The sequence below is a fragment of the Streptomyces sp. NBC_01474 genome, assembly GCF_035918215.1.
In the GTDB taxonomy this organism is placed as follows: Bacteria; Actinomycetota; Actinomycetes; order Streptomycetales; family Streptomycetaceae; genus Streptomyces; species Streptomyces aureus.
The window spans coordinates 2,158,184-2,179,624 of sequence record NZ_CP109449.1 but is presented as its reverse complement, the minus strand read 5'-3'; the positions used below and the strand labels follow the sequence as shown (position 1 = coordinate 2,179,624).

The 21,441-nt window shown below is 69.0% G+C and carries 21 protein-coding genes and 1 tRNA gene; 17 read left to right on the top strand and 5 right to left on the bottom strand.

Going from position 1 to position 21,441, the window contains the following annotated elements; translation table 11 throughout:
* Positions 1-19: 19 nt before the first annotated feature.
* Positions 20-841, bottom strand: coding sequence for an IclR family transcriptional regulator domain-containing protein (locus OG758_RS10455; RefSeq protein ID WP_326709732.1), 822 nt, complete (start codon positions 839-841; stop codon positions 20-22).
* A 184-nt stretch (positions 842-1,025) separates the two neighbouring features.
* Here OG758_RS10455 and OG758_RS10450 point away from each other — a divergent pair, with 184 nt between their 5' ends.
* The 6 genes from OG758_RS10450 (at position 1,026) to OG758_RS10425 (ending at position 6,800) form a co-directional block, all read left to right on the top strand.
* Positions 1,026-1,931 (top strand): dioxygenase family protein, encoded by a 906-nt coding sequence (locus tag OG758_RS10450; protein ID WP_326709731.1) that lies wholly within the window; start codon positions 1,026-1,028, stop codon positions 1,929-1,931.
* Between the two features lie 412 nt (positions 1,932-2,343).
* Positions 2,344-3,078, top strand: a complete 735-nt coding sequence (locus tag OG758_RS10445; protein WP_326715865.1) for a GNAT family N-acetyltransferase — start codon at positions 2,344-2,346, stop codon at positions 3,076-3,078.
* A gap of 688 nt (positions 3,079-3,766) precedes the next feature.
* Complete coding sequence (locus tag OG758_RS10440) at positions 3,767-4,675, top strand: NAD(P)H-binding protein (RefSeq protein WP_326709730.1); 909 nt, start codon at positions 3,767-3,769, stop codon at positions 4,673-4,675.
* 707 nt (positions 4,676-5,382) lie between these two features.
* Positions 5,383-5,592, top strand: coding sequence for a hypothetical protein (locus OG758_RS10435; RefSeq protein WP_326709729.1), 210 nt, complete (start codon positions 5,383-5,385; stop codon positions 5,590-5,592).
* Between the two features lie 652 nt (positions 5,593-6,244).
* Complete coding sequence (locus tag OG758_RS10430; RefSeq protein ID WP_326709728.1) at positions 6,245-6,529, top strand: enolase C-terminal domain-like protein; 285 nt, start codon at positions 6,245-6,247, stop codon at positions 6,527-6,529.
* Positions 6,530-6,726: 197 nt separating this feature from the next.
* Positions 6,727-6,800 (top strand) — tRNA-Met (locus OG758_RS10425).
* Between the two features lie 80 nt (positions 6,801-6,880).
* On the opposite strand, the gene OG758_RS10420 is transcribed toward OG758_RS10425, so the two are convergent.
* The gene (locus OG758_RS10420) at positions 6,881-7,801 is read right to left on the bottom strand and encodes a LysR family transcriptional regulator (protein WP_326709727.1); all 921 of its coding nucleotides are present in this window, start codon (positions 7,799-7,801) and stop codon (positions 6,881-6,883) included.
* A 184-nt stretch (positions 7,802-7,985) separates the two neighbouring features.
* On the opposite strand from OG758_RS10420, the gene OG758_RS10415 reads away from it, so the two are divergent.
* Genes OG758_RS10415 through OG758_RS10405 form a run of 3 tightly spaced genes read left to right on the top strand, consistent with a single transcriptional unit; the run spans position 7,986 to position 11,809 of the window.
* Positions 7,986-8,783, top strand: coding sequence for an enoyl-CoA hydratase/isomerase family protein (locus tag OG758_RS10415; protein WP_326709726.1), 798 nt, complete (start codon positions 7,986-7,988; stop codon positions 8,781-8,783).
* Positions 8,784-8,816: 33 nt separating this feature from the next.
* Positions 8,817-10,454 (top strand): acyl-CoA synthetase, encoded by a 1,638-nt coding sequence (locus tag OG758_RS10410; protein ID WP_326709725.1) that lies wholly within the window; start codon positions 8,817-8,819, stop codon positions 10,452-10,454.
* Entirely contained in the window at positions 10,451-11,809 is a 1,359-nt protein-coding gene (locus OG758_RS10405; protein WP_326709724.1) for an MFS transporter, read from the top strand. The genes OG758_RS10410 and OG758_RS10405 overlap by 4 nt, the downstream gene beginning before the upstream one ends.
* A gap of 334 nt (positions 11,810-12,143) precedes the next feature.
* On the opposite strand, the gene OG758_RS10400 is transcribed toward OG758_RS10405, so the two are convergent.
* A complete protein-coding gene (locus OG758_RS10400; RefSeq protein ID WP_326709723.1) occupies positions 12,144-12,581 on the bottom strand; it encodes a type II 3-dehydroquinate dehydratase in 438 nt (145 codons plus the stop codon).
* Between the two features lie 167 nt (positions 12,582-12,748).
* Here OG758_RS10400 and OG758_RS10395 point away from each other — a divergent pair, with 167 nt between their 5' ends.
* The 7 genes from OG758_RS10395 (at position 12,749) to OG758_RS10365 (ending at position 17,992) form a co-directional block, all read left to right on the top strand.
* On the top strand, positions 12,749-13,567 hold the full coding sequence (locus tag OG758_RS10395; RefSeq protein WP_406383889.1) for a sodium:solute symporter family transporter: 819 nt from the start codon (positions 12,749-12,751) through the stop codon (positions 13,565-13,567).
* Between the two features lie 65 nt (positions 13,568-13,632).
* On the top strand, positions 13,633-14,211 hold the full coding sequence (locus tag OG758_RS10390) for an IS607 family transposase (protein ID WP_326709722.1): 579 nt from the start codon (positions 13,633-13,635) through the stop codon (positions 14,209-14,211).
* Entirely contained in the window at positions 14,204-15,853 is a 1,650-nt protein-coding gene (locus OG758_RS10385) for a transposase (protein ID WP_326709721.1), read from the top strand. The genes OG758_RS10390 and OG758_RS10385 overlap by 8 nt, the downstream gene beginning before the upstream one ends.
* Positions 15,854-15,868: 15 nt before the next feature.
* The gene (locus tag OG758_RS10380; protein ID WP_326709720.1) at positions 15,869-16,153 is read left to right on the top strand and encodes a hypothetical protein; all 285 of its coding nucleotides are present in this window, start codon (positions 15,869-15,871) and stop codon (positions 16,151-16,153) included.
* Positions 16,154-16,237: 84 nt separating this feature from the next.
* Positions 16,238-16,585, top strand: a complete 348-nt coding sequence (locus OG758_RS10375; RefSeq protein ID WP_326709719.1) for a hypothetical protein — start codon at positions 16,238-16,240, stop codon at positions 16,583-16,585.
* Positions 16,582-16,734 (top strand): hypothetical protein, encoded by a 153-nt coding sequence (locus tag OG758_RS10370; RefSeq protein ID WP_326709718.1) that lies wholly within the window; start codon positions 16,582-16,584, stop codon positions 16,732-16,734. Before OG758_RS10375 ends, OG758_RS10370 begins: the two co-directional genes overlap by 4 nt.
* Positions 16,735-16,780: 46 nt before the next feature.
* Entirely contained in the window at positions 16,781-17,992 is a 1,212-nt protein-coding gene (locus OG758_RS10365) for an MFS transporter (RefSeq protein WP_326709717.1), read from the top strand.
* A gap of 91 nt (positions 17,993-18,083) precedes the next feature.
* Here OG758_RS10365 and lysA read toward each other — a convergent pair whose 3' ends face one another.
* The gene (gene lysA / locus OG758_RS10360; RefSeq protein WP_326709716.1) at positions 18,084-19,484 is read right to left on the bottom strand and encodes a diaminopimelate decarboxylase; all 1,401 of its coding nucleotides are present in this window, start codon (positions 19,482-19,484) and stop codon (positions 18,084-18,086) included.
* A 13-nt stretch (positions 19,485-19,497) separates the two neighbouring features.
* Entirely contained in the window at positions 19,498-19,914 is a 417-nt protein-coding gene (locus OG758_RS10355) for an SAV_915 family protein (protein WP_326709715.1), read from the bottom strand.
* A gap of 536 nt (positions 19,915-20,450) precedes the next feature.
* Here OG758_RS10355 and OG758_RS10350 point away from each other — a divergent pair.
* Positions 20,451-21,407, top strand: coding sequence for a redoxin family protein (locus OG758_RS10350; RefSeq protein WP_326709714.1), 957 nt, complete (start codon positions 20,451-20,453; stop codon positions 21,405-21,407).
* Positions 21,408-21,441 lie beyond the last annotated feature (34 nt).

Below are 21,441 nucleotides of genomic sequence, written 5' to 3'. Positions count from 1 at the left end.
GGAGGTCGGCCGCAGGCCTCTAACGCGGCGGCATCAGCGGTGGCCGTGGCACCGTCTCCAGCGGCCTCCCGTGCCAGGCCTCCCAGTCGGCGCCGATCGCCCCCGCCGTGCGCAGCAGCCGTGGCAGGTGTTCCTCGAGCAGCACGCCCATGGACGTCTCGGCGGCATGCGCGTTGACATTCACGGCGGCGACCACACGCCCCTGCCCGTCGCGCACCGCGGCCGCCACCGAGCGGATGCCCAGGGCCAGTTCCTGGTCGGTGGCCGCCCAGCCCTGGGCCCGCACCTCGCGCAACGCCGCGTCCAACTCCTCGCGCTGCGGACAGCGACGTGGCGTGATCCCAGAACGCCCCGGCTCGGCAAGGGCCTTGTCGAGCTCGTCCGGGCCGAGCGAGGCGAGCAATACCTTGCCGAGTGAAGTCTGCACGGCCGGGAAGCGGGTGCCGATCGTCACCGACAGAGTCACCAGCCTGGGCACCGCCACCCGCGCCACGTAAACGATGTCCGACCCGTCCAGCTGGGCGATCGAGCAGGACTCCCCGGTCTGTGCCACCAGGGCGCGCAGATGCGGCCCGGTCAGGTCCCAGACGCGGGCGGCGCCGATATAGGCCATGCCGAGCTCGAGCACCCGAGGCGTGAGCCGGAAGCGACCCTGGTCGGCGTGGACGTATCCCAGTTGCTCCAAGGTGATCAGAAGGCGACGAGCCGTCGGCCGCGCCAGAGCGGCAGCCGACGCCACCTCGCTGAGCGTCATCGCGGGACGCTCCGGGCCGAAGCAGCGCAGCACGTCGAGGCCGCGCGCAAGAGCCTCCACGAAATCCGGGTTCGCATCGCGTCGCATGCCCTGAGGCTAGCTGTCCGTACGGCGGTCCGGATACCGGTCATGGGGCAATCCTGGGCCAGTTCGTACCGTTGTCTTGCCGCTCATCGCCCAGGGCGGCACCCTCGCCCGTAGTACGGACATGCGTCCGCAACGCCGCTGCCAGATAAGGCCGTTGAGTATCCCGCACTCCGAGGAGAACCCGATGGACCACACCCCGGGCGCCGAAGCCTCCGGGCTCACCGAGCCCACCGCCCCAGACGAGTTGGCCGACGTCACCAAACGCGCCATGGACCGCTGGTCCACCGCGCACTCACCGCGCCTCGCCGAGTTGATGACCTCTCTCGTACAGCATCTGCACGCCTTCGCCCGCGAGGTCGAACTGACCGAAGAGGAGTGGATGCGGGCGATCGAGTGGCTGACGGCCACCGGCAGGCTCAGCGACGACAAGCGCCAGGAGTTCATCCTCGCCTCCGACGTGCTCGGCCTGAGCATGCTGGTCGTCGGCCTCAACCACCGCTTCACCCCCGCGGCCACCCCGGCCACCGTGCTCGGCCCCTTCCACATCGACGGCTCGCCGGAGGTCCCCTGGGGACACGACATGTCGGACGGCCTGCCAGGCACCCCCCTCTACGTCACCGGGCGCGTCACCTCCACCGACGGCACACCCGTGCCCGGCGCCGTCCTCGACGTCTGGCAGGCGGACGCCGACGGTGCCTACGAGGCCCAGCTGCCCGAGGTCGACGAGGCCCGGCTGCGCGCCAAGTACCGCGCCCGCGCCGACGGTTCCTTCTGCATCCGCACGATCGCGCCGCACGGTTACTCCATCCCCATGGACGGCCCCGTCGGCGACCTGATCCGGCACACCGACATCAGCCACTACCGACCCGCCCACTTCCACGTCCTCCTCGACGAGCCGGGCCACCGCAGGCTGATCACCCACCTCTTCCGGGCGGGCGCCGCATACCTCGACACCGACGTGGTCTTCGGCACCAAGGACGCCCTGATCGTCCCCTTCACCCCCAGGCCGGCAGGCCCGTCCCCGGACGGCGCCACCTGCCAACGCCCCTTCCTGTGCGCCGAGTTCGACTTCGTCCTGCAACCGGGATGAGTCCGGCGCCCGGGTCGGCAGGCCCGGCAGGACGGTGCCCTGTCCGTGGCCCCTTCGACACCGCCGTGGACCGGCTTCTGGAACTGCTTCGGCTCCGGGGAAGGAGGCGACCGCCGCGCACTACGCCACCGCTTCTGCCGTGGGCTGTCAAAGTTCACGCATCTGCAATGAACCCTCGGTCGTCTGCCTGCTAGACATGGGCAGGTGAGCCAAAGCCCTCAAGCGCTGTACCGCAGGTTGTACGTGGATCTGGCACGTGTGGACGCCTCCACGTGTCGGTGCTTTTGACGTTCCCTCACCATCCGTCGAGATGTGAGGAGACCACCCGCGTCCTTCCTGTGTGGCACCCGGTCCATCGCATCCCGATGCCTGCTCACGCATCACGAAAGGCCTCTGTTCCGCGGCGTATCCGATCGACGTTCGTGGCGGCGGAGCCGCGATCACCCCGAACACACGACATCTGGACAACGCCGTTTGGGCCGCCCTGACCGGACCGCACACCCACGTCGCCGAGAGGCTGGGCAGGGCCGCCCGCTATCCGGCGGACATGTACGGGTTCGCCGCCCTCGCCGATCCCGCGGACCCGGCCGCCTGGGCAGATCTGCACACGATCGCAGGACCGTCGACGACCGTGCGTGTGAAGGGGGTTGAGCGGGTTCCGTCGGGGTGGGAGGTGGTCGGTGGGGGACGCGGAGTCCAGCTGGTCGATGTGCTCCTCCGGCCCGAGCACGCGCCCGAGGCGGTGCGGCTTGGGCTCGGTGACGTACCGGAGATCCTTGAGCTGGTCGCCCGCACCCGACCGGGGCCGTTCCTCGCCCGGACCGTGGAGCTCGGCACCTACTTGGGCATCAGGCAGCATGGGCGGCTGATCGCGATGGCCGGAGAACGGCTGCGGCTACCCGGCTGGACGGAGATCAGCGCGGTCTGCACCGACCCGGCCCACCGTGGGCGTGGCCTCGCGACGCGACTGGTACGTGCGGTCGCGGCGGGCATCAGGGAACGCGGGGAGACACCGTTCCTGCATGCATCGGCCGCCAACGAGACGGCGATCCGCCTGTACCAGTCGATCGGCTTCACCCTGCGCACTCGCACCCGGATCCTTCAGGTGCACACGCCAGGAACAGACGGCGGGCCGAGGCCTTTGTGATTGTCGACGGCCGGCGGCGCACGGCGCCATCCCGGTCGGCCCGGCGGACGGAGGTGTGGTCCATACGACGCCTGCGCCTTTTGAGTTCGCCGTGCACTTGGCGGTATGCCCCGTGCGGGTTTTCGCGGACCTGACGCAGGATCAGGGCGGATGGAGCGGACGGTGCGTGACCGTCCGGACCGTTTGGAGCGTGAGGTCTTCGCGTGGTGTGCGCAACGCCAGCGTCGCACTGAGACTGCCGCACTTGCTATATCGGCACCAGCGCCTACGCCGCCTGCCGCTACCCCCGTGAGCTGGTCGACTGCCTGCGCGGCCGCGGCCGCACGAAGGTGTTGTTCGGCACGAACTATCCCGTGATCACCCTCGGCCAGCCGCTGGAACACTTCGGGGACCGGGCCTGGACGAGGAAGTCGCCGAGCTGTTCCTGTCCGTCAACGCACGACGGATCTTCATCCTCTGACTGCTCCCCGCTGCGCCCCTTGAGAGTGTGCGGTGTGTCATTGGACGGGCGTTCCTGCGGCTCGGTGCAAGGGTGAGAGCGCGGCCCTGGACGGCCAGCCGCGCGAAACCGGGTAAATAATGTGACTCGGTTACGTTATTCTCGGCGTAGTGACAGCATCTGACCCCGCCCTCGACGTGATGCGCCTTCTGAGTCACGGCGAGGCGGACGGAAGTACGGGAGGTCCCGGTGACCAGCAGTGCACAACAGATGGACCGCGAGCAGGGCGAGATGCAACCCGTCCTGGTGACCGGAGCCACGGGCCGAATTGGGCGCGGGGTGATCGCCGAGCTCTTGGCTGCGGGTGTGCCGGTACGGGCGCTCACGCGCACACCTGCGGCGGCCGGGCTTCCGGCGAATGTCGAGGTCGTTGCGGGCGACTTCACCAAGCCCGAGTCACTCGACCCCGCGCTGCGGGGTGTGGGCTCGGTGTTCCTCCTGTGGACTGCTCCGCCCGTCACGGCTGAGGCCGTAGTCGAACGGCTGGCATCGCACACGCGGCGGGTCGTCTTCCTCTCCTCGCCGCACCAGACACCGCACCCGTTCTTTCAGCAGCCGAACCCCATGGCTCGCTTGCACGCCGAGATCGAGCGCCTGATCACAGCCGCCGGACTCGAGTCGACCTTCATCCGGCCCGGGATGTTCAACTCGAACGCGCAGTACTGGTGGGCGCCCACGATCCGTGACGGCGGCGTCATCCGGTGGCCCTACGGCGCAGCCGAGACCGCACCGGTCGACGAACGTGACCTCGCGGCTGTCGCGGCACGCACCCTGTTCGAGGAAGGGCACTCCGGCGGCGACTACGTCCTCACCGGCCCCGAGTCGCTGAGCCAGGCGGAGCAAGTGGGCGTGATCGGAGACGTCCTCGGCCGCCAGATCCCGTTCGAGGAGCTCTCGCCTGAAGAGTTCCGGCGTGCGACGCAAGGTGTCTGGCCGGGCCCGGTCGTGGAGATGCTGCTCGACGCATGGGGTGCGACGGTCGGACGCCCGGCGTACGTGACGTCGACTGTGGCCGACGTCGTCGGTGCACCGGCACGGACGTTTCGGCAGTGGGTCTCCGAGCACGCCGACGCGTTTCGGAAACCCCCAGCCAAGTAGCCGACGGCTTTCGCCGCTCGGGCCGGGGCGGTCCGGGCGGGGCGGCGGAGAGCCTGGTCCCATCGCGAGCGGCGATCTTCGCCTGATCGTGCGGGTAGTGGCGGTCTTCTCCCACCGAGCGCTGGGGTGTGATCAGGCGGGCTTCACCGATCGCTTGTGGGTAGGCAGGTGCGCTGCCGACTATTTCGGTGACCCGGCCCATGGCGTAGGCGGGGTTGGCGGCGTCTTCAAGGCGACGCGGGGAGTTCTCTGCGACACGTTCCGCTATCGATCGACAACGGTCAGTTCCCTTGGGTGGGACGAGAACCCGGATTCGGCGAATCTGCACATCGAATGCGCAACTGCGGCACGAGACGGTTGGTTCCGCCCAAGAGACTCCCGGATGATGACCTGTTGGTGTGAAATGTCCCGGTCGGGGTCACCGTGGCAACATCTTCACCGCCCGGTGCGCTGCAGCGTGTGGAGAAGCTGCCCCCAATTCGTGTCCGGGCCCGCACGGATGGGTGGCCAAGGCCTTCAACTGCTATGGCAGGAGCACCGATTGATTGGGTGCCGGCGCGTTCCGTGGTTTGATCCTTTGCGCCGCCGGGCTCGCGCGAAGGTTTTCGAAACCGGATGTTGCGCGCCCGCGGCAGCGGCCCGCCGTCTGTCCCCAGCGGGGGCGCCGCTCCCCTTGTAGAACACCCACGCGAAGGGAAGTTTTCATCATGAACTCCGCTCCCCAGGTTCAGACCGCTGAGATCTCCGACGCCGAACTCGCCAACGTCTCCGGCGGCCTGAGCCCGCACGCCAGCGTCACCGCCGGCCCTGCGACGATCAGCGACGCGAGTGTCCTGGCTCAGCTCGACGCAGCCAAGAACGAGGCCCTGGGCGCCCTCGGCCAGTACCACCAGGCCGGCGTCAGCGTCTCCTTCTGATCGGCAGCCTGCCCGTCGGTCGGTGAGGTCCCTTCCGGCCCAGCGGTGTGGTCGGCGGGGCAAGGCCTGCGCAGGCTGAGTGGTACGACAAGCTCCTGGCAGGCACGGGCTATCGATCAAGATTTCCTGTGCCTGCCAGGAGCTTCGCGTTCTCCTGCACCTGCGGCCGTTGATATGGGGGCGCAGGTCGCAGGTCGTTCTCTCGTGGTTGAGAGGGCGGCCTCTTGTGTGTCTGGGGGCGTGGTGGTCTGCGTGGTCGCATGCCCAGGCCGGGGCCTGTCGGCAGCGGTGCCGAAGGCGGGCGAGCTGGGCTTGCCGAGTCGGCGGAGGTCTTCGCGGAGGCTGCGAGTGTGGTAGCGACTCGGCCGCGGTGCCGTCGCTATGCGCTCGGTCGCGGCTCGAAGTACCGAGTTGCCGGGCAAGCGCTCGCCCGGAGGGGTTGAAGCCAGGTGCCGTCGGTCAGTGGCTGTGTACGCACCGGCCCCTGACCACTGGCGTCGTCATCGGGGCCGGGGCCTCGCCGTCCTCCTGTGGAACTACCCCACGTCCGCAACCCGTGGCCCTTGTGCTCCTGCTCGTCGTGGTTGTCTTGATGATCCTGGGCGTCCGTCCGCTGCGACCGGAGCGGAGCAATGCTGACTGATGCGTCCCTGTGACTGGGTGCCGTGAGGGCCACCCATTCCTGCAGATCGTGCAGCTTGCCGACTACAAGGGCCTGGCCTTGGCCCGGCACTTCGGCATGGAGATCCACGCCCACCTCTGCGCCGCCGGCCCGCGTACCGCGTGGGTGGAGCACTTCGAGTGGCTGGAGCCGATGTTCAACGAGCGCCTGGAGATCGCAGACGGCCGTCGCGTCATCCCGAACCGACGAGGGTTCGGCCTGTCCCTCCGCGAACAGACGGCGGCCTGGACGGTGGATTCGATCAGGATCGGCTGAGTTCGAACCTTCGGCTTCTCATGACGTCGTCTCTGTGGCGCCGCTGGGATCAGTGTTGTGGAGACGCTGCCACCCACACCCCGGCAACCTACGCTCCGGCGATATCCGCAAGGCGGTGGTCCGACGGCCGAAACAAGAGCCCCGGGCGAAGGTGGTCTTCGGTACCCGTTGTGATGGCGTACTGTTGGGTTCACCGACGCGGGGTGGAGCAGCTCGGTAGCTCGCTGGGCTCATAACCCAGAGGTCGCAGGTTCAAATCCTGTCCCCGCTACTGCCGTTCAGGGCCCGGATCCACTTGGATTCGGGCCCTGACGCGTCTGTGCCACGCAGGGTCGGGCGGTTGGGCCCACGTCAGCCGTTCGACGCCTTGTCCGCGATGTGGTGTCCAGCCGCCACGAGGCCCTCTGCGACCGCTTCCGCGAACGCGGCGATCGCCTCGTTGTGCCGACTCGGTACCCACACCACCGACGTCAGCCATGCCAGGGGCGCGTCCTGCAGTGGCCGCCACACCAGCCCGTCGGCGAGAGGTGTGGTGGGAGCCGAGTTGAGGTGGATGCCGCGGCCCGCGAGTACCAGGCCGTGGACGAAGTTCGGATTGCGTGCGTGTCTGATCGAGCCCGGCAGGAACCCCTCGTCACGGCAGATGGTCAGCATGTGGTCGTACAGGCGCGGCGCCATCGCGCGCGGGAAGATCACCAGCGGCGCTCCGTCGAGGTGCCGCAGCCGGACGGGGCCGCCGGGCGCCGCCGCGGCCTGGTCCGACCGGAGGATCACGCCCAGTTCGCGCCGCGCCACGGGTCCTGACTCCAGACCCACTGTGTCCGACGGGTGGCGCACCACGCCCGCGTCCAGCTCGCCCTCCCGTAGCCGGGTCAACTGCTCGTCCGTGGTGAGCTCGTGGAGGTCGATCAATACGTCGGGCACGCGGTCGGTGAATCCCGCAGTCAGGTTCGCGAGCACCTGAGGGCTGGTGTCCGGCGGTACGCCGACGCGCAGCATGCCCGCCTCGCCCGGCCGGATCCTGCGCATCGCCTCGCGTGCGGTGTCCACCGCGGCCAGCACGGGCCGCACATGCTCCAGGAGCAGGGCACCGCCTTCGGTGAGCTGGACCTGATGACGGCTGCGGTCGAAGAGCCGTACGCCGAGCTCGCGCTCCAGGTCGCGGATGCGCTGGGACAGGGGTGGCTGGGCCATGTGCAGCCGTGTCGCCGCTCTGCCGAAGTGCAGCTCCTCGGCCAGGACGGCGAAATAGCGCAGGTGACGGAGCTCCATGGGCGGACCATATCGCTTCGATATCACCGCCAGTCCCGATTGGTGTTGGCCGGATCACATTCCCGGCTGTTTGCATGACTGCTGCCGGGAAGCACGCTCGCGGACATCCACCCGGCACCCCCGTCTCCCGCACGGCGCCACTGCCGCTGATCTCGCCTGCCCGTTCCCAGAGAGGCACACCGTCATGACCGAGAACAACACCGTCGTCGTCACCCGCCACCCGGTGACCGACGCGACCACTGGCGCCCACGTCGCCGAGGTCGCCCTCAACCGGCCCGACAAGCTCAACGCGTGGACCGGTGCCATGCGCGGCCGCCTGGTGGAGGCGCTCGAGGAGCTGGGCGAGGACGAGGGATGCCGCGCGGTCGTCCTCACCGGCAGCGGCCGCGCGTTCTGCGCAGGCCAGGACCTCACCGAGACCGCCGCCATCGACCCCGACGACCACGCGGCCGCCGAGGCGTGGATCGACGACTTCGGGCGTCTGTTCCGCGCCGTACGCGGCCTCGACAAGCCGGTCGTCGCCGCCGTCAACGGTGTCGCCGCGGGCTCGGGATTCCAGTTCGCGCTCCTCGCGGACCTGCGCATCGGCCACGCGGCCGTCCGCATGGGACAGCCGGAAGTGCTCTCCGGCATCCCCAGCATCACCGGCATCTGGGCCATGAGCGGCATTCTCGGCCGGGCCAGGACCGCCGAGTTCGCGCTCACCGGCCGCCTGGTCGACGGCACCGAGGCCCTGCGTCTCGGGCTGCTCTCCCGACTGGTCGCCGAGGACGAGGTCAAGGCCGCCGCCTTGGCCGAGGCCGCCCGCCTCGCCGAACTCCCGCCCGGCGCCGTGGCCCTCACCAAGGGCCGGCTCCGCGAGCTCGACGACGCCGGCCTCGACGACGCCATCGAGGCGGCCAAGAAGGTGCACGTCGCCGCCTACGCCACCGGGGAGCCGCAGCGCGAGATGGCCAGGTTCCTCGCCGGCCGTCGCGGCTGACACCGCCCACCGGCTTCGAACGAGAGGACCCCCATGACCACCAGTGTCACGTCGGACACCCGCACGGCCGACGACGGCGAGCGCGCCTACCGCCGACTTGTCGAGGAACACCGATGGGCCGTGCCCGCGCGCTACAACATGGCGGCGGACGTCGCCGACCGGCACCCGAGCAACCGGCTCGCGCTCATCTTCGAGGACCACAGCGGCCACCGGGAGGAGGTCGTCTGGCAACAGATCCAGGACCGGTCCCGCCAGATCGCCGCCCACCTCCACGTGCTCGGTGTGCGCAAGGGCGACCGGGTGGCGGTGCTGCTGCCTCAGCGCCCCGACACCCCAGCCACCTATCTCGGCGTTCTGCGCACCGGCGCCGTCCTGGTGACCATGTCCCTGCTGTGGGCCGACGAGCCCATCCGCTACCGGCTCGCCGACTCGGGCACGACCGTCCTGGTCACCGAGACCTCGGCCCTGGAGCGTGCCGCGGGATTCGGCGGCACGGTGGTGAACGTCGACGACCCGGCCATCGGCGGCCTGCCGCCCGTGTACGACACCGCCGACACCGCCGCGGACGATCCGGCCCTCATCTTCTACACCTCCGGCACCACCGGCGCCGCCAAGGGCATCGTCCACGCCCACCGGACCCTGCTCGGTCACAACGAGTTCCGTCACTGCCACGACCTGCGGCCCGGTGACGTGTTCTACGGGGCGGGGGACTGGGCCTGGTCGATGGCCAAGCTCATGGGCCCTCTGCGGGCCGGTGCCGTCCACTACGTGTACCGGCCGGCCGGCGGTTTCGACCCCGTCGGACTGCTGGCGGGAATGTCCCGTAACAAGGTCACAACGGCCCTGGTCAACCCGACCTTTCTCCGTAAAATGATGCAGGATGTCCCGGATGCGGGCAGCCGCCATCCGCAGTCGCTGCGGGTGGTGTGCTGTTCGAACGAGCCACTCACCGCCGATCTCATCGAGTGGTTCTCCGCCCAGTTCGGCGTCACCCCGCTGGACTACTACGGGTCCACCGAGTCGTACCCCCTGCTCGGCAACTTCCCCGGTGTACCGGTCAAACCCGGCTCCATGGGGCGGCCACTTCCCGGATGGGAGGTCGCGCTGCTGGACGCCGACGGTCATGAGGTGGCCGTCGGACAGCCGGGCGAGATATGTCTGCAGGCCGGATCCAACCCCCAGTTCCCGCTGGGCTACTGGAACCGACCGGAAGCGTCGGCCGAGTCCTTCGGCGGCGCCTGGTACCGCACCAAGGACCAGGCAGTCATGGACGAGGACGGCTACTTCTGGTTCCTCGGCCGCACCGACGACGTCATCAAGACGTCCGGCTACCGGGTCGGACCGTACGAAGTGGAGGCCGTGCTGCGCGGTCACCCCGCCGTCGCCGAGGCCGGAGTCGTGGGCGTCCCCGACCCGGTCCGCGGACAGGCCGTCAAGGCCTGGATCGAGCTCAACCCCGGCTATGAGCCGGGGGAAGACCTGGCACGGGAGATCTCGCGCTTCGCGCGTGCCGCGCACTCCCGCTTCGCCTATCCCCGACTGATCGAGTTCGTCGGCAAACTGCCCCGCTCGGCCACCGGAAAGATCCAGCGTGCGGCCCTACGCGCCCGCGACGTCGGATCCGCCACCCCCGACATCGCGACGCCACCTCGGAAGGACGGACGGACATGACGACGGACAGACACACCTCCGTGCCCACGCCTACCACCGAGAAGGCCACCGGCCCCGACGGCCCCGACGCCCCAGGGATGCGCCGCAAGGTCGCCGCCGCCACGGCCGTCGGCAACTTCGTGGAGTGGTTCGACTCCGGCGCCTACGCCATCATGTCTGCGACCATCGCCGGACTCTTCTTCCCGCAATACGACAAGACCGCGGCACTCCTCGCCACATGGGCCGTCTTCGCCGGCGGATTCATCGCACGTCCGCTCGGAGCCGCGTTCTTCGGCCGCTACGGCGACCGCATCGGCCGCAACCGCATGCTCGCGCTGAGCGTGCTGTGCATGAGCGGCTCGACATTGCTCATCGGGCTGCTGCCCACCTATGCCGGGCTCGGCATCCTCGCACCGGTGCTGCTGTTCCTGCTGCGGGCGATCCAAGGGTTCTCCACAGGTGGCGAGTACACCGGGGCTTCGGCGTTCATCATGGAGTACGCGCCCGAGGGCCGCCGTGCGCGCTACGCGAGCGTCGTGCCGATCACGGTCGGATTTGCCTCCGTGGCCGGAGCCGCGACGGGCCTGCTGATCACCTCCACACTGAACGAGGGCGCCCTGAACAGCTGGGGCTGGCGCATACCGTTCCTGCTGGCCGGGCCACTCGGCCTCATCGGCCTCTACCTGCGCAGCCGTATCCAGGACACCCCGGTCTTCCGCGCGATGGAGAAGCGCGAGGCGGTCCAGGAGGCACCGCTGCGCGAGGCGTGGCGTACGTGCCGCCGACAGGTTCTGACGCTGTTCGGCTACAGCATCACCAACGCCGTCGGGTACTACCTGATGAGCAGTTACATGATCGCCTACATGTCCGAGGAGGTCGGGTACACCAAGTCGGAAGCCATGCTCACCAGCGTGGTGGCGATGCTCGCGTACAGCGCGGCGTGTCCGCTGATGGCCGCAGCCAGCGACCGATTCGGCCGCAAACCGATGCTGCTCGTGGCGTGCGGAGGCTTCGCGGTGGCCACACTGCCCGCCTTCTGGCTGATCGGTACCGGTCTCGCGGGTGCGATCGCCGGCACGGTGGTCCTCGCCGTACTGGTCTCGGTGATCGGCACGTCCAACGTGCCGGCGATGGTCGAGATGTTCCCCGGCCAGCTACGGGCCAGCGGTTCCGCCATCGGCTACACCGCCGCGTACGTCCTGTTCGGAGGCACGGCACCGTTCGCCGCGACCGGCCTGGTGTCCCTCGCTGGTACACCGCTCGCGCCGGGCTTCTACCTGATGGGTCTGGCGATCGTGTCCGGACTCGTGGTGTGGTTCTCCTTCCGCGAGACCTTGCGCCTGCCCCTGACGCGCACGACCGTGCTCGCGGATTAGAACCACTGCGGATACGGCAGGCCCCAGGCATCCCGAGGCCTGCCGTATCGTGCCGGTCGCCGACGATGCGCCGGTGTCGTCAGCGGGCCAGAACCTTCTCGTCGACAAGCTCCAGCCGGGGTGTGCCGCCAGTCCCATCGCCGTCGCAAGCTCGTCGCGGAGCAGGTCGACGACGGCGCGTATGCCGTCGGCGCTGTCCGTGGCGAGGCCCCCCACGTACGGCCGCCCGATGAGGGCAGATCGAACGGGTGCCGCACGCCGAGGACATGGACGTCTCGGGTGTCGAAGATCCCGGGCGGAGACCTCTACGCGGTTTCGAGGCCGGCGGTCATGCTCACGCGTCCTTGATCTTGGCGGCGAGTGCGTCCAGCGCATGCGAGTACCCGCGCCAGCCCATGCCCGTGGCGTAGACGGTCGCGGACGCGGCGAAGATGTCCCGGCGTGTCTGTCCGTCCATGGCGTGGAACGGAGAGATGTGTACGACGGCGAAGGGCAGACCGGTGTCGTTGAGGGCGTCGAGGAGTGAGTAGCCGTACGGAGTGAGGCCGGCGGGGTTCACGACGATGAGGTCGATGCGGTCCTGGCGTTCGTGGAGCCAGTCGATGAGTGCGCCTTCGTGGTTGGACTGGAAGTGCTGGACCGTGACGCCGATGCGGGCGGCGGTGGCATCGATGTCGCGGTCGATGTCGGCGAGCGTGGTGAGCCCGTACTTGTCGGGGCGGCGCTTGCCGAGCCGGTTCAGATTCGGTCCGTGGAGTACTGCAGCGTGCATCGCGTCTCCTCAGAGACTGTGGGGATGGTCGGTCGTGGTCGTGGATGGTCCGTACTGCGGCCAGTCAACTTCTGTGAGCAGGCGCGCGGTTGACTGCAGGGCACGCTCGGCGACCCAGGCCAGGGGCAGTGTCTCCAACGCGTCCGAAACCGGTTCGATCGTTATGGGTGGGGGAGCCGTCTCGCCGGCCGCTGTGCGGACCGCGCGCAGGAGGCCGGTCAGCGGCCGTCGCCTCCTACGGCCACATATCCGCGCACTGGGCCATCGTCATCGGCGCGGTCGCGCTGACCGTATACGTGACGATCTCCGGCATCCACGGCTCGGCCTGGACCGCGCTGCTCAAGGACATCACGATCCTGGCGGTCGTCCTCTTCCTCGGCCTCTACCTGCCCCTGCACTACTTCCACGGCATCGGGAACATGTTCCATGCCGTCGACCACGCCAAGCCGGAATTCCGCACCCTGCCTTCCAGCGGGATGAGCACTTCATGGTTCGCCTCCACAGTGCTGCTGTCGGCGATCGGCCTCTACATGCGGCCGCACACCTTCAGCGCCAGCTACACAGCTCAGAACGAGAAGGTCTTCCGGCGCAACGCGATCTTCATGCCGCTCTACCAACTGGTGCTGCTGTTCGTCTTCTTCGCGGGCTTCGCGGGCTTCGCGGCGATCCTCGTCGTGCCCGGCCTGAAGGGCGCGGACGCGGACCTGTCACTGCTGCGCATCACCACGGCGACCTTCCCGCCCTGGGTTGTCGGCATCGCCGGCGGAGCCGGCCTGCTCACCGCGCTCGTTCCCGGCTCCCTGCTGCTCATGACCTCCGCGACCTGCCTGGCGAAGAACGTCTACCGCGTCGCCCGCCCGGCCACCTCCGAGGCGCAGGTCGCTCGGACCGCGAAGCTGCTCGTCCCGGCCCTTGCCTTGATCTCCCTGTACTTCACCTTCCACGGAGGCAGCTCACTGGTCTCCCTCCTGTTGATGGGGTCGTGAACTGTTCGCGGTTGAGTCAACTCTGGTGTGTATTACAGCCTTTGAGTGGGTGTTATGGTCTCCGTGTGAACCTCAAGGAGTGGGCGGTGGCGAACGGTGTGCATCCGCATACCGCGTATCGCTGGTTCCGTGAGGGCACGTTGCCGGTACCTGCTCAGCGGGTCGGTCCGCGCACGATCCTGGTGAACATCGAGGCAAACTCCTCACCGTCCGTGACGGGCGGCCTGGGCCTGTATGCCCGTGTCTGTTCGCATGACCAGAAGAGTGATCTGGAACGGCAGTTGGCGCGCCTGGTCGTCTGGGCGGCCAGCACCGGTCACCGGGTGGTGCGTGTGGAGTCCGAGATCGGGTCGGGCATGAACGGTGGCAGGTCGAAAGCGAAGCGCCTTCTGGCCGACCCGGATGTGACCACGGTCGTGGTCGAGCACAAGGACCGCCTGGGCCGGATGAACGTCGAACTCGTCGAGGCCGCGCTTGCCGCTTCTGGGCGTCGTCTCGTTGTTCTCGATGACGGCGAAGTCGAAGACGACCTGGTGCGGGACATGGTGGAGGTACTGACCTCGTTCTGCGCCCGCCTGTACGGGCGTCGTTCCGCGAAGAACCGGGCAGAGAAGGCTCTTGAGGCGGCTGCCGCCGATGACTGAGCCGAAGAAGAAGCAGCTCCGTACCATCGATGCGCCGTTCGTTGCCCTCGGGCCGTCCGGTGTCGCGATCCGTGACCGGCTGCGGCGCCTCACGCCCGAGGATGAAAAGGTGTTGCGCCTGGTCGGCGAACACCTCGGACACTTGGCGTCCCGCGACCTCAAGGCCCGCTGCCAGGACGCGGGTGACCATTCCACCGATACGTGGGCGGCGCGTAAGCGGGACCTGACGGGCGCCTCGTCATCGCGGTGGGCCGGAGCGATCACGAAGGCCACGCACGATCAGTGGGCGCTCGCCCGTCGCTGCCAGCTCGCCCACATCCAGGGCCTTGAGGCCGGTGTGCGCATGCTGATGCACCGCCTGTCCCTTCCGGTCGGTGAGAAGGGCACCAAGCGTGCTGCGGGCGGCTACCACTCGAAGGGCGAGTGGTTCCACAAATCGCGTCGCCTGGCGATCCTGGAACACCGCCTCGACGTGGCGCGCGCGGACCGGGAGGCCGGTGTCGTGCATGTCGTGCGTGGTGGCCGCAAGCTGCTGGGCAACCGGCACAACCTCGAAGCCGCGCAGCTCACCGAGGCCCAGTGGCGGGAACGTTGGCAGGCCCAGCGCTGGTTCCTCGCCGCCGACGGGGAGTCGGGCAAGCGATACGGGAACGAGACGATCCGCGTCGCCCCCGACGGCGAGGTGTCCATCAAGCTGCCGGCCCCGCTCGCGGATTGGGCGAACGCCAAGCACGGCCGGTACGTCCTTGGCTCCAAGGTCGCGTTCGCGCATCGGGGCCAGGAGTGGGCCGACCGCATCGACAACGACCGGGCTGTGGCCTACCGCATCCACTACGACGTGGAACGTGGCCGCTGGTACTTGACCGCCTCGTGGCAGCGGCCGGTGGTCCAGACGATCGGGCTGGAGACCGCACGCGCAGCGGGCATCATCGGCGTCGACACGAACGCGGATCACTTCGCCGCCTACCGGCTCGACCCGCACGGCAACCCGGTAGGCGACCCACACCGCTTCTTCTACGACCTGTCCGGTACTGCTGATCATCGTGACGCGCAGATCCGGCACGCCATCACCCAGGTCTTGCACTGGGCGAAAAGCTGCGGCGTCGCCGCCATCGGTATCGAGAACCTGGACTTCACCGCCGAGAAGACCCGCGAGAAGCACGGCCGCAAGAAGCGGTTCCGGCAGCTTATCTCAGGCATCCCGACCGGGAAGCTCAAAGCCCGGCTCGTCTCCATGGCCGCCGAGATGGACCTGTCCATCGTGGCCGTTGATCCGGCCTACACCTCGATGTGGGGCAACCAGCACTGGCGCAAGCCGATGCGGACACCCCACCGCAAGATGTCCCGCCACGATGCCGCTGGCATCGCGATCGGGCGACGCGCCCTCGGGCACCCGATCCGGCGACGGACGGCACCGCCCCCACAGCACCAGAGTGATGCTGCGGGGCATCGGACCGTCCAGGCCCGACCGGGTACCCCAGGGCGTGAGGGAACCCGCCCACCCGTCACGGACCGTGCACACGATGCACGCCGCCGAGCGGGTACACAACAGGGCACGCGGGGGACCAGTGCATCCAAAACCGTTCGGGACGCGCGCAGTGCCGGGCAGTGGGTCCAAAACTCACTCCTGCACACTGATTAGGAACGGTACGCACTGGTGACCCAGCTGTTCCCGGCGGTGCTGGGCAGCCTTTTGCGGCGGCCGGTGGTCACCAAGCAGGGCGCGGCCGCCGGAATCATCGTCGGTGTGAGCACCGTGGCCGCCGTTACTCTCACCGGCGTCACCGTGGGCAGCCTGCTGCCGTACCTGCCAGAGCCGGTCAAGGACCTCAACGTCGGCATCATTGCGCTCTTCCTGAACGTTGTGGTCACGCTCGCGGTCTCCGCCGCAACGCGCGAGCCGGCACGCCGGAATCTGCCCCTCGCAGCCGAGACGGTCTGACCTCCAGTCGGTCACAGATCCGGTGGATCTGCCTGTCAACGTGCAGGCGCGTTCACCGCGGGGCCTGAGTCGCTGACAACAGTGATGTCCGGATGGCGGGCCGCGTCCAAGCGCTTCGGGCGCCCGGTCATGCTCGTCACCGGCTTCGTCACGCTGCTGCTCGGCGCGCTCGCCCTGTACGGCACCGACGCCTCGATGCCGTACGCGCGTGTCGCCGTCGGCACCCTCCTCATCGGCGCCGGATCCGCCTTCGTACCGTCCGCGGCCGCCTCGATCGTGGTCTCCAGCACCTCCGGCGAACAGGCGGGGCTCGCCTCCGGCGTACAGAACACGCTCCGCCGGAGCGGCGGACTCATCTCCGTCGCCGTCTTCGGCTCGATCCTCAACACCTCCGACTTCGTCGGACGACGGGCGTGGCCCTCGCCGTCATGACAGCGGCCGTCCTGCTCGGCATCGGCAGCGGGCTGATCGCCATCCGCGATGACCGAATGGCGAGACGATTCATCTCAGATAATGGAGAGGATGTCATGGTGGTTGTATCGACCACCGACAACTCGGCTGCTTCGTCGGGCCGTTCCTGATGCCCGCCATCAGGGCCGCCGGAGAGATCAAAGGGAGGACCCCCAAATGCGGCGCTGGCTCATCCTCGCGCTGGGCACCGGGGCACAGACTGCCGCCTGTGTCTTCGTCTACGGCCTGCCCTACATGTCCGACGAGCTGCGTCATGACAGCTCCCTGAGCCTGAGTCAGGTCGGCCTTGTCGTCGCCTGCCCCACCGCGGGCCTGGTCCTCGCCCTCGTCGCCTGGGGCGCGCTCGCCGACCGCATCGGCGAACGCATCGTCATCACGGCGGGCCTGACGGCGACCGCGGCACTCCTCGCCCTGGGCACCCAGGTCAACGGCCTGGTCCCACTCGGCCTCCTCTTCGCCCTGTCCGGGGCCGCCGGCGCCTCGGTGTACGCGGCCAGCGGCCGCCTGGTGATGGGCTGGTTCTCCGCCGAGGAACGCGGCCTGGCGATGGGTATCCGGCAGACGTCGACGCCGCTGGGCATGGGCGTTGCGGCGCTGTGCATCCCCGCACTCTCACAATCCTTCGGGGTGCAGGGCCCGGGCGTCTTCTGCGCCGCGCTGTGCGCCCTGTTCGCACTCCTGGTGGGAACCCTGGCGGTCAACCCCCCTCAGGCGCAGCCGACTTCGGGCACCAAACCTGAGGAGCAGTCCGGCACCCCGTACCGCAACCCGTCACTGTGGCGCATCCACGGCGCCAGCGCCCTTCTGTGCGTACCCCAGTTCACGGCAAGCGCCTTCGCCCTGGTCTTCCTGGTGGACGTACGCGGTTACGGTGCTGTCGCGGCCGGCCAGATCCTCGCCCTCGCCCAGGTCCTCGGCGCTCTTTCCCGCGTGGTGGCAGGCCGTTGGTCGGACCGCGTGGCCAGCCGGGTGCGCCCCATGCGCCAACTGGCCTGGGCCACGGCCGCGGTACTCGCCTTGACCGCGCTCGGCGCGGTGTGGCCCTCGCCTGCCTCGGACGCCCTGCTGATCATTGCCTGCGGCGTCACGGCCAGTACCAACGGCCTGGCGTTCACCGCGGTCGCGGAACTCGCGGGCCGCTCCTGGTCGGGCCGCGCCATGGGTGTCCAGAACACCGGCCAGAACCTGGCCGCCTCCCTGACCCCACCCCTGCTCGGTGCCCTGATCAGTGCCGCCGGCTATGCCACCGGCTTCGGCTTGGCGGCGGTGATAGCGGGCATCGCGGCGCTGGCCGTGCCGGTGCCACGGCTCGGACGCAAGGCCGGGGCTTCGGTTGAACCTGAGCAGGGGGCAATGAGCATGACTTAAGTGGTTGCACCGGCTGCGCCTTTGAAGTGGTCTCCGCCGCGAGGGAGCTTCGGCGGAGACCGTCACCACGTACAGGGCGGCGGTACTTGGGTTAGAGGCCGACGTCCCTGCGGCTCATGTCGTCCAGCGATTCACGGCGCACGAGGACGCGCGCGATGCCGTCGGACACAGCGACGACGGGCGGACGGCCGACGAGGTTGTATCCGGAGGCCATGGACAGGTGATAGGCGCCGGCCACCGGGACGGCGAGGAGATCGCCGGGGCGCACGTCGCCGGGGAGGGCGACCTCGTCCGCCAGGACGTCGCCCGCTTCGCAGTGCCGGCCCACGACGGTGACCAGGCGGGGCGGGGCGCAGGAGGCGCGGCCTATGAGACGGGGCGCGTAGCGCACCCCGTACAGCGCGGGCCTGGGGTTGTCGCTCATGCCGCCGTCGACGGCGACGAACGTGCGATCCCCGGTGCGCTTGACGGCGAGGACCCGGTAGACGGCGATCCCGGCCGGTCCCACGATCGCGCGGCCCGGCTCCAGGGTGAGCCGGGGCACGGGCAACCCGGCCCGGGCGCAGCCGTCCTCGAGTTCGGCGCGGATGCGTCCTGCCAGGACACCGACGTTCATGCTTGCCTCGCCGGGGCGGTAGGCGATGGCGTGCCCGCCGCCGATGTCCAGCTGAGGGAGGGCGACGCCGTGTTGGTCCTGGATTCTGGCCATCAGCCCGACGACGCGCCGAACCGCCGCGACGTAGGGCTTCACAGCGGAGATCTGCGAGCCGATGTGGCAGTGCAGGCCGACGAGTTCGAGGTGTGGCTGGTCGAGGATCCGGGCGACGGCGTGCTGGGCGGATCCGTCCGTGATGGACAGGCCGAACTTCTGGTCGTCGGTGCCGGTGCGGATCTTGGCGTGTCCGCCGGCCGCGACACCGGGCACCACGCGCACCATGACTTTCTGGCGGGTGTCGGACGGGGCGAGCGCGGCAAGACGTGCGATCTCGGAGGCGCTGTCCACGGCGATGCGTCCGACGCCGAGGCGGAGAGCGGTACGCAGGTCATCGGGGCTCTTGGCGTTGCCGTGCATCACGATCTTCTCCGGCGGGAAACCGGCGGTGACCGCGAGCATCAGCTCTCCCGCGGAACACACGTCCAGCCCCAGGCCCTCCTCCTGCACCCAGTGCGCCATCGCGCGGCACAGGAACGCCTTGGCCGCGTAGACGACGTCGGCGTCGGGGAACGCCGTGCGGTACGTGCGGCAACGCGTTCGGACTTCCTGCTCGTCGAGCACGTAGACGGGGGTGCCGAAGCGGTCGGCCGCCTCGGTCAGGGAGACCCCGCCGACGCAGACGTCCCCGCCGGCCTCGACGCGGGCGGAGCCCGGCCAGACCGACAGGCCCTCTGTGTCGCCGAGGTACCGGGACAGTTCGTGGGGATCCGCGGGGAGGGACGGCGTGAGGGACGCCGTGAGGGGCGACGGAACGGAAGACGAAACGGAAACTGACATGGAGCGAGCCTCCTCAGCCGATCAGCAGGTTCAGGCAGACGACGATGGCGGCGGCGCAGGTCACCCGCAGGGCACCGACATGCTGGGGGTGCCAGCGGCGCCAGGAGTTCTCACGCTCACGGATCTGTGCCGCGGTGCGGTCGGCAGCCGGGGCGGAGAGCGGCGGGTCGACGGTGAGGGCCGTGACGCCCAGTGGCGCGGCGAGTGCGCGCAACGCTGGTTCGGAGAGCCTGATGCCGGCCTGGTCTGTGCCCAGCGTGGCGGCGAGCTTGGCCGCCGACGTGAATCCCACGGCCGTGCGGCCACCCAGCGGTGTGCGGAAGAACCGGGCCGTACAGCCCGCGGGCCCCGACCGGACAGGGACGTGGAGAAGTCCGGCCGGGGCGCGTTCAGCGGGCTCCGGGTCCTCGGAAAACTCGACTGGAGACATGGCGCTGCTCCTTGAAGAAGGCGACGTGCGCAGTCCGGCCGAACTTGCCCGGGCGCTGCATCGAAGCTATGCCCGCCCATCAGGGGACGGGACCCACGCTGACGGATGCTTGATGCGAAGCCGCGTACCCATGACGCAACGCTGACGGAGGGGTCGCGTCTGTCATAGGTGGACCGGGTGAACGGTCCGCGGGGGTGCGGAGACAGGCGACCGGCTCACGCGACGGCAGCATCGCCGTCCTCGGCGCGAGAACCTCCGCTGCACCACGATCACAGCAGCAGGATCGATCGGCGGCGCGGTGCTGGGCGGCCTGCTTCGTGGTGTGTTCCCCGACCTGGTGCTCATGCCCATGCTGGCCGTGATCTTGCTGGTTTCGGCGGTCGAACTCGCCCGTCACGGCTGAGTCTGCCGCCGTCGTCTTCCTGCCTGAGGTGCCTGCGTTCGTCGCCGGCCCCAGGCCTGCACAGTGGGCCATCCTCGCCGCGACTTGACCTTACCCTTGGGGGCAAGGTTTAGCGTTCTTCGAGGTGAGAGGCATGCAGATCAGTGAGCTGGCCCGCCGAGCGGGCGTGACGACGAAAGCGGTGCGCTACTACGAATCGCTGGGCTTGCTCACGCCCGGGCGGCTGGCCAACGGTTACCTGGACTACAACGAGCACGACGTACGACTCACGCAGGAGATCCGGGCGCTGGGCAGTCTCGGAATTCCGGTTGAGCGCACCCGCCCGTTCCTGGAGTGCCTCACGGCCGGACATCGGCACGCCGACGACTGTCCTGCCTCGCTGGCCGGTTACCGGGACGCAATCGGCGAGCTCACTCAGCGGATCGAGGGACTCACCGCCCGTCGGGCGGTACTGGTCACGCACCTGCAACAGGCCGCTCACCGCGGCAGCTGCATCTCACCGGCCGACGAAGGAGAGGACCTGATGACTGACTACACGAGCGTGCCCGCCGATCTGCCCGTTCCCGAGGACGACGGCGCGGCTGCTCATTTGCCCGGCATGAAGGTGCCGCACCTGGAACTCCAGGGCACCGGCGGCACGGCCGTCCGCCTCGACGCGCTCGGCGCGGGCCGCACGGTGATCTACGTCTACCCGCTCACCGGACGCCCGGGCGTCGACCTGCCCGACGGCTGGGACTCGATTCCCGGGGCGCGCGGTTGCACCCCCGAGGCATGCGGTTTCCGCGATCATTACCAGGATCTTCTCGCCACCGGCGCGGACGGCGTATTCGGCCTGTCAAGCCAGGGGACCGACTACCAGCGTGAGGTTGTCGAGCGGCTCCATCTGCCGTTCCAGATGCTCTCCGACGCTGCACGGAGCCTGGCAGAGGAACTCGGCCTGCCCACGTTCGAGACCAGCGGGCTGACGCTCTACAAGCGGCTGACTTTGATCGTCCGCGACAGCGTGGTCGAGCACGTCTTTTATCCGATCTTCCCGCCGAACGAGCATGCCGACCAGGTCCTGACCTGGCTGAGGGACAACCCGCTGTAGGGGCCGGCATTTCTTCCACGGCAGTTCGGGCATC

Bases quoted from the DNA above. Each gene is read 5' to 3' on its own strand.
- OG758_RS10455 (WP_326709732.1), bottom strand. From the start codon at position 841: ATGCGACGCGATGCGAACCCGGATTTCGTGGAGGCTCTTGCGCGCGGC.
- OG758_RS10450 (WP_326709731.1), top strand. From the start codon at position 1,026: ATGGACCACACCCCGGGCGCCGAAGCCTCCGGGCTCACCGAGCCCACC.
- OG758_RS10435 (WP_326709729.1), top strand. From the start codon at position 5,383: ATGAACTCCGCTCCCCAGGTTCAGACCGCTGAGATCTCCGACGCCGAA.
- OG758_RS10420 (WP_326709727.1), bottom strand. From the start codon at position 7,801: ATGGAGCTCCGTCACCTGCGCTATTTCGCCGTCCTGGCCGAGGAGCTG.
- OG758_RS10415 (WP_326709726.1), top strand. From the start codon at position 7,986: ATGACCGAGAACAACACCGTCGTCGTCACCCGCCACCCGGTGACCGAC.
- OG758_RS10410 (WP_326709725.1), top strand. From the start codon at position 8,817: ATGACCACCAGTGTCACGTCGGACACCCGCACGGCCGACGACGGCGAG.
- OG758_RS10405 (WP_326709724.1), top strand. From the start codon at position 10,451: ATGACGACGGACAGACACACCTCCGTGCCCACGCCTACCACCGAGAAG.
- OG758_RS10400 (WP_326709723.1), bottom strand. From the start codon at position 12,581: ATGCACGCTGCAGTACTCCACGGACCGAATCTGAACCGGCTCGGCAAG.
- OG758_RS10385 (WP_326709721.1), top strand. From the start codon at position 14,204: ATGACTGAGCCGAAGAAGAAGCAGCTCCGTACCATCGATGCGCCGTTC.
- OG758_RS10375 (WP_326709719.1), top strand. From the start codon at position 16,238: ATGTCCGGATGGCGGGCCGCGTCCAAGCGCTTCGGGCGCCCGGTCATG.
- OG758_RS10370 (WP_326709718.1), top strand. From the start codon at position 16,582: ATGACAGCGGCCGTCCTGCTCGGCATCGGCAGCGGGCTGATCGCCATC.
- OG758_RS10365 (WP_326709717.1), top strand. From the start codon at position 16,781: ATGCGGCGCTGGCTCATCCTCGCGCTGGGCACCGGGGCACAGACTGCC.
- lysA (WP_326709716.1), bottom strand. From the start codon at position 19,484: ATGTCAGTTTCCGTTTCGTCTTCCGTTCCGTCGCCCCTCACGGCGTCC.
- OG758_RS10355 (WP_326709715.1), bottom strand. From the start codon at position 19,914: ATGTCTCCAGTCGAGTTTTCCGAGGACCCGGAGCCCGCTGAACGCGCC.
- OG758_RS10350 (WP_326709714.1), top strand. From the start codon at position 20,451: ATGCAGATCAGTGAGCTGGCCCGCCGAGCGGGCGTGACGACGAAAGCG.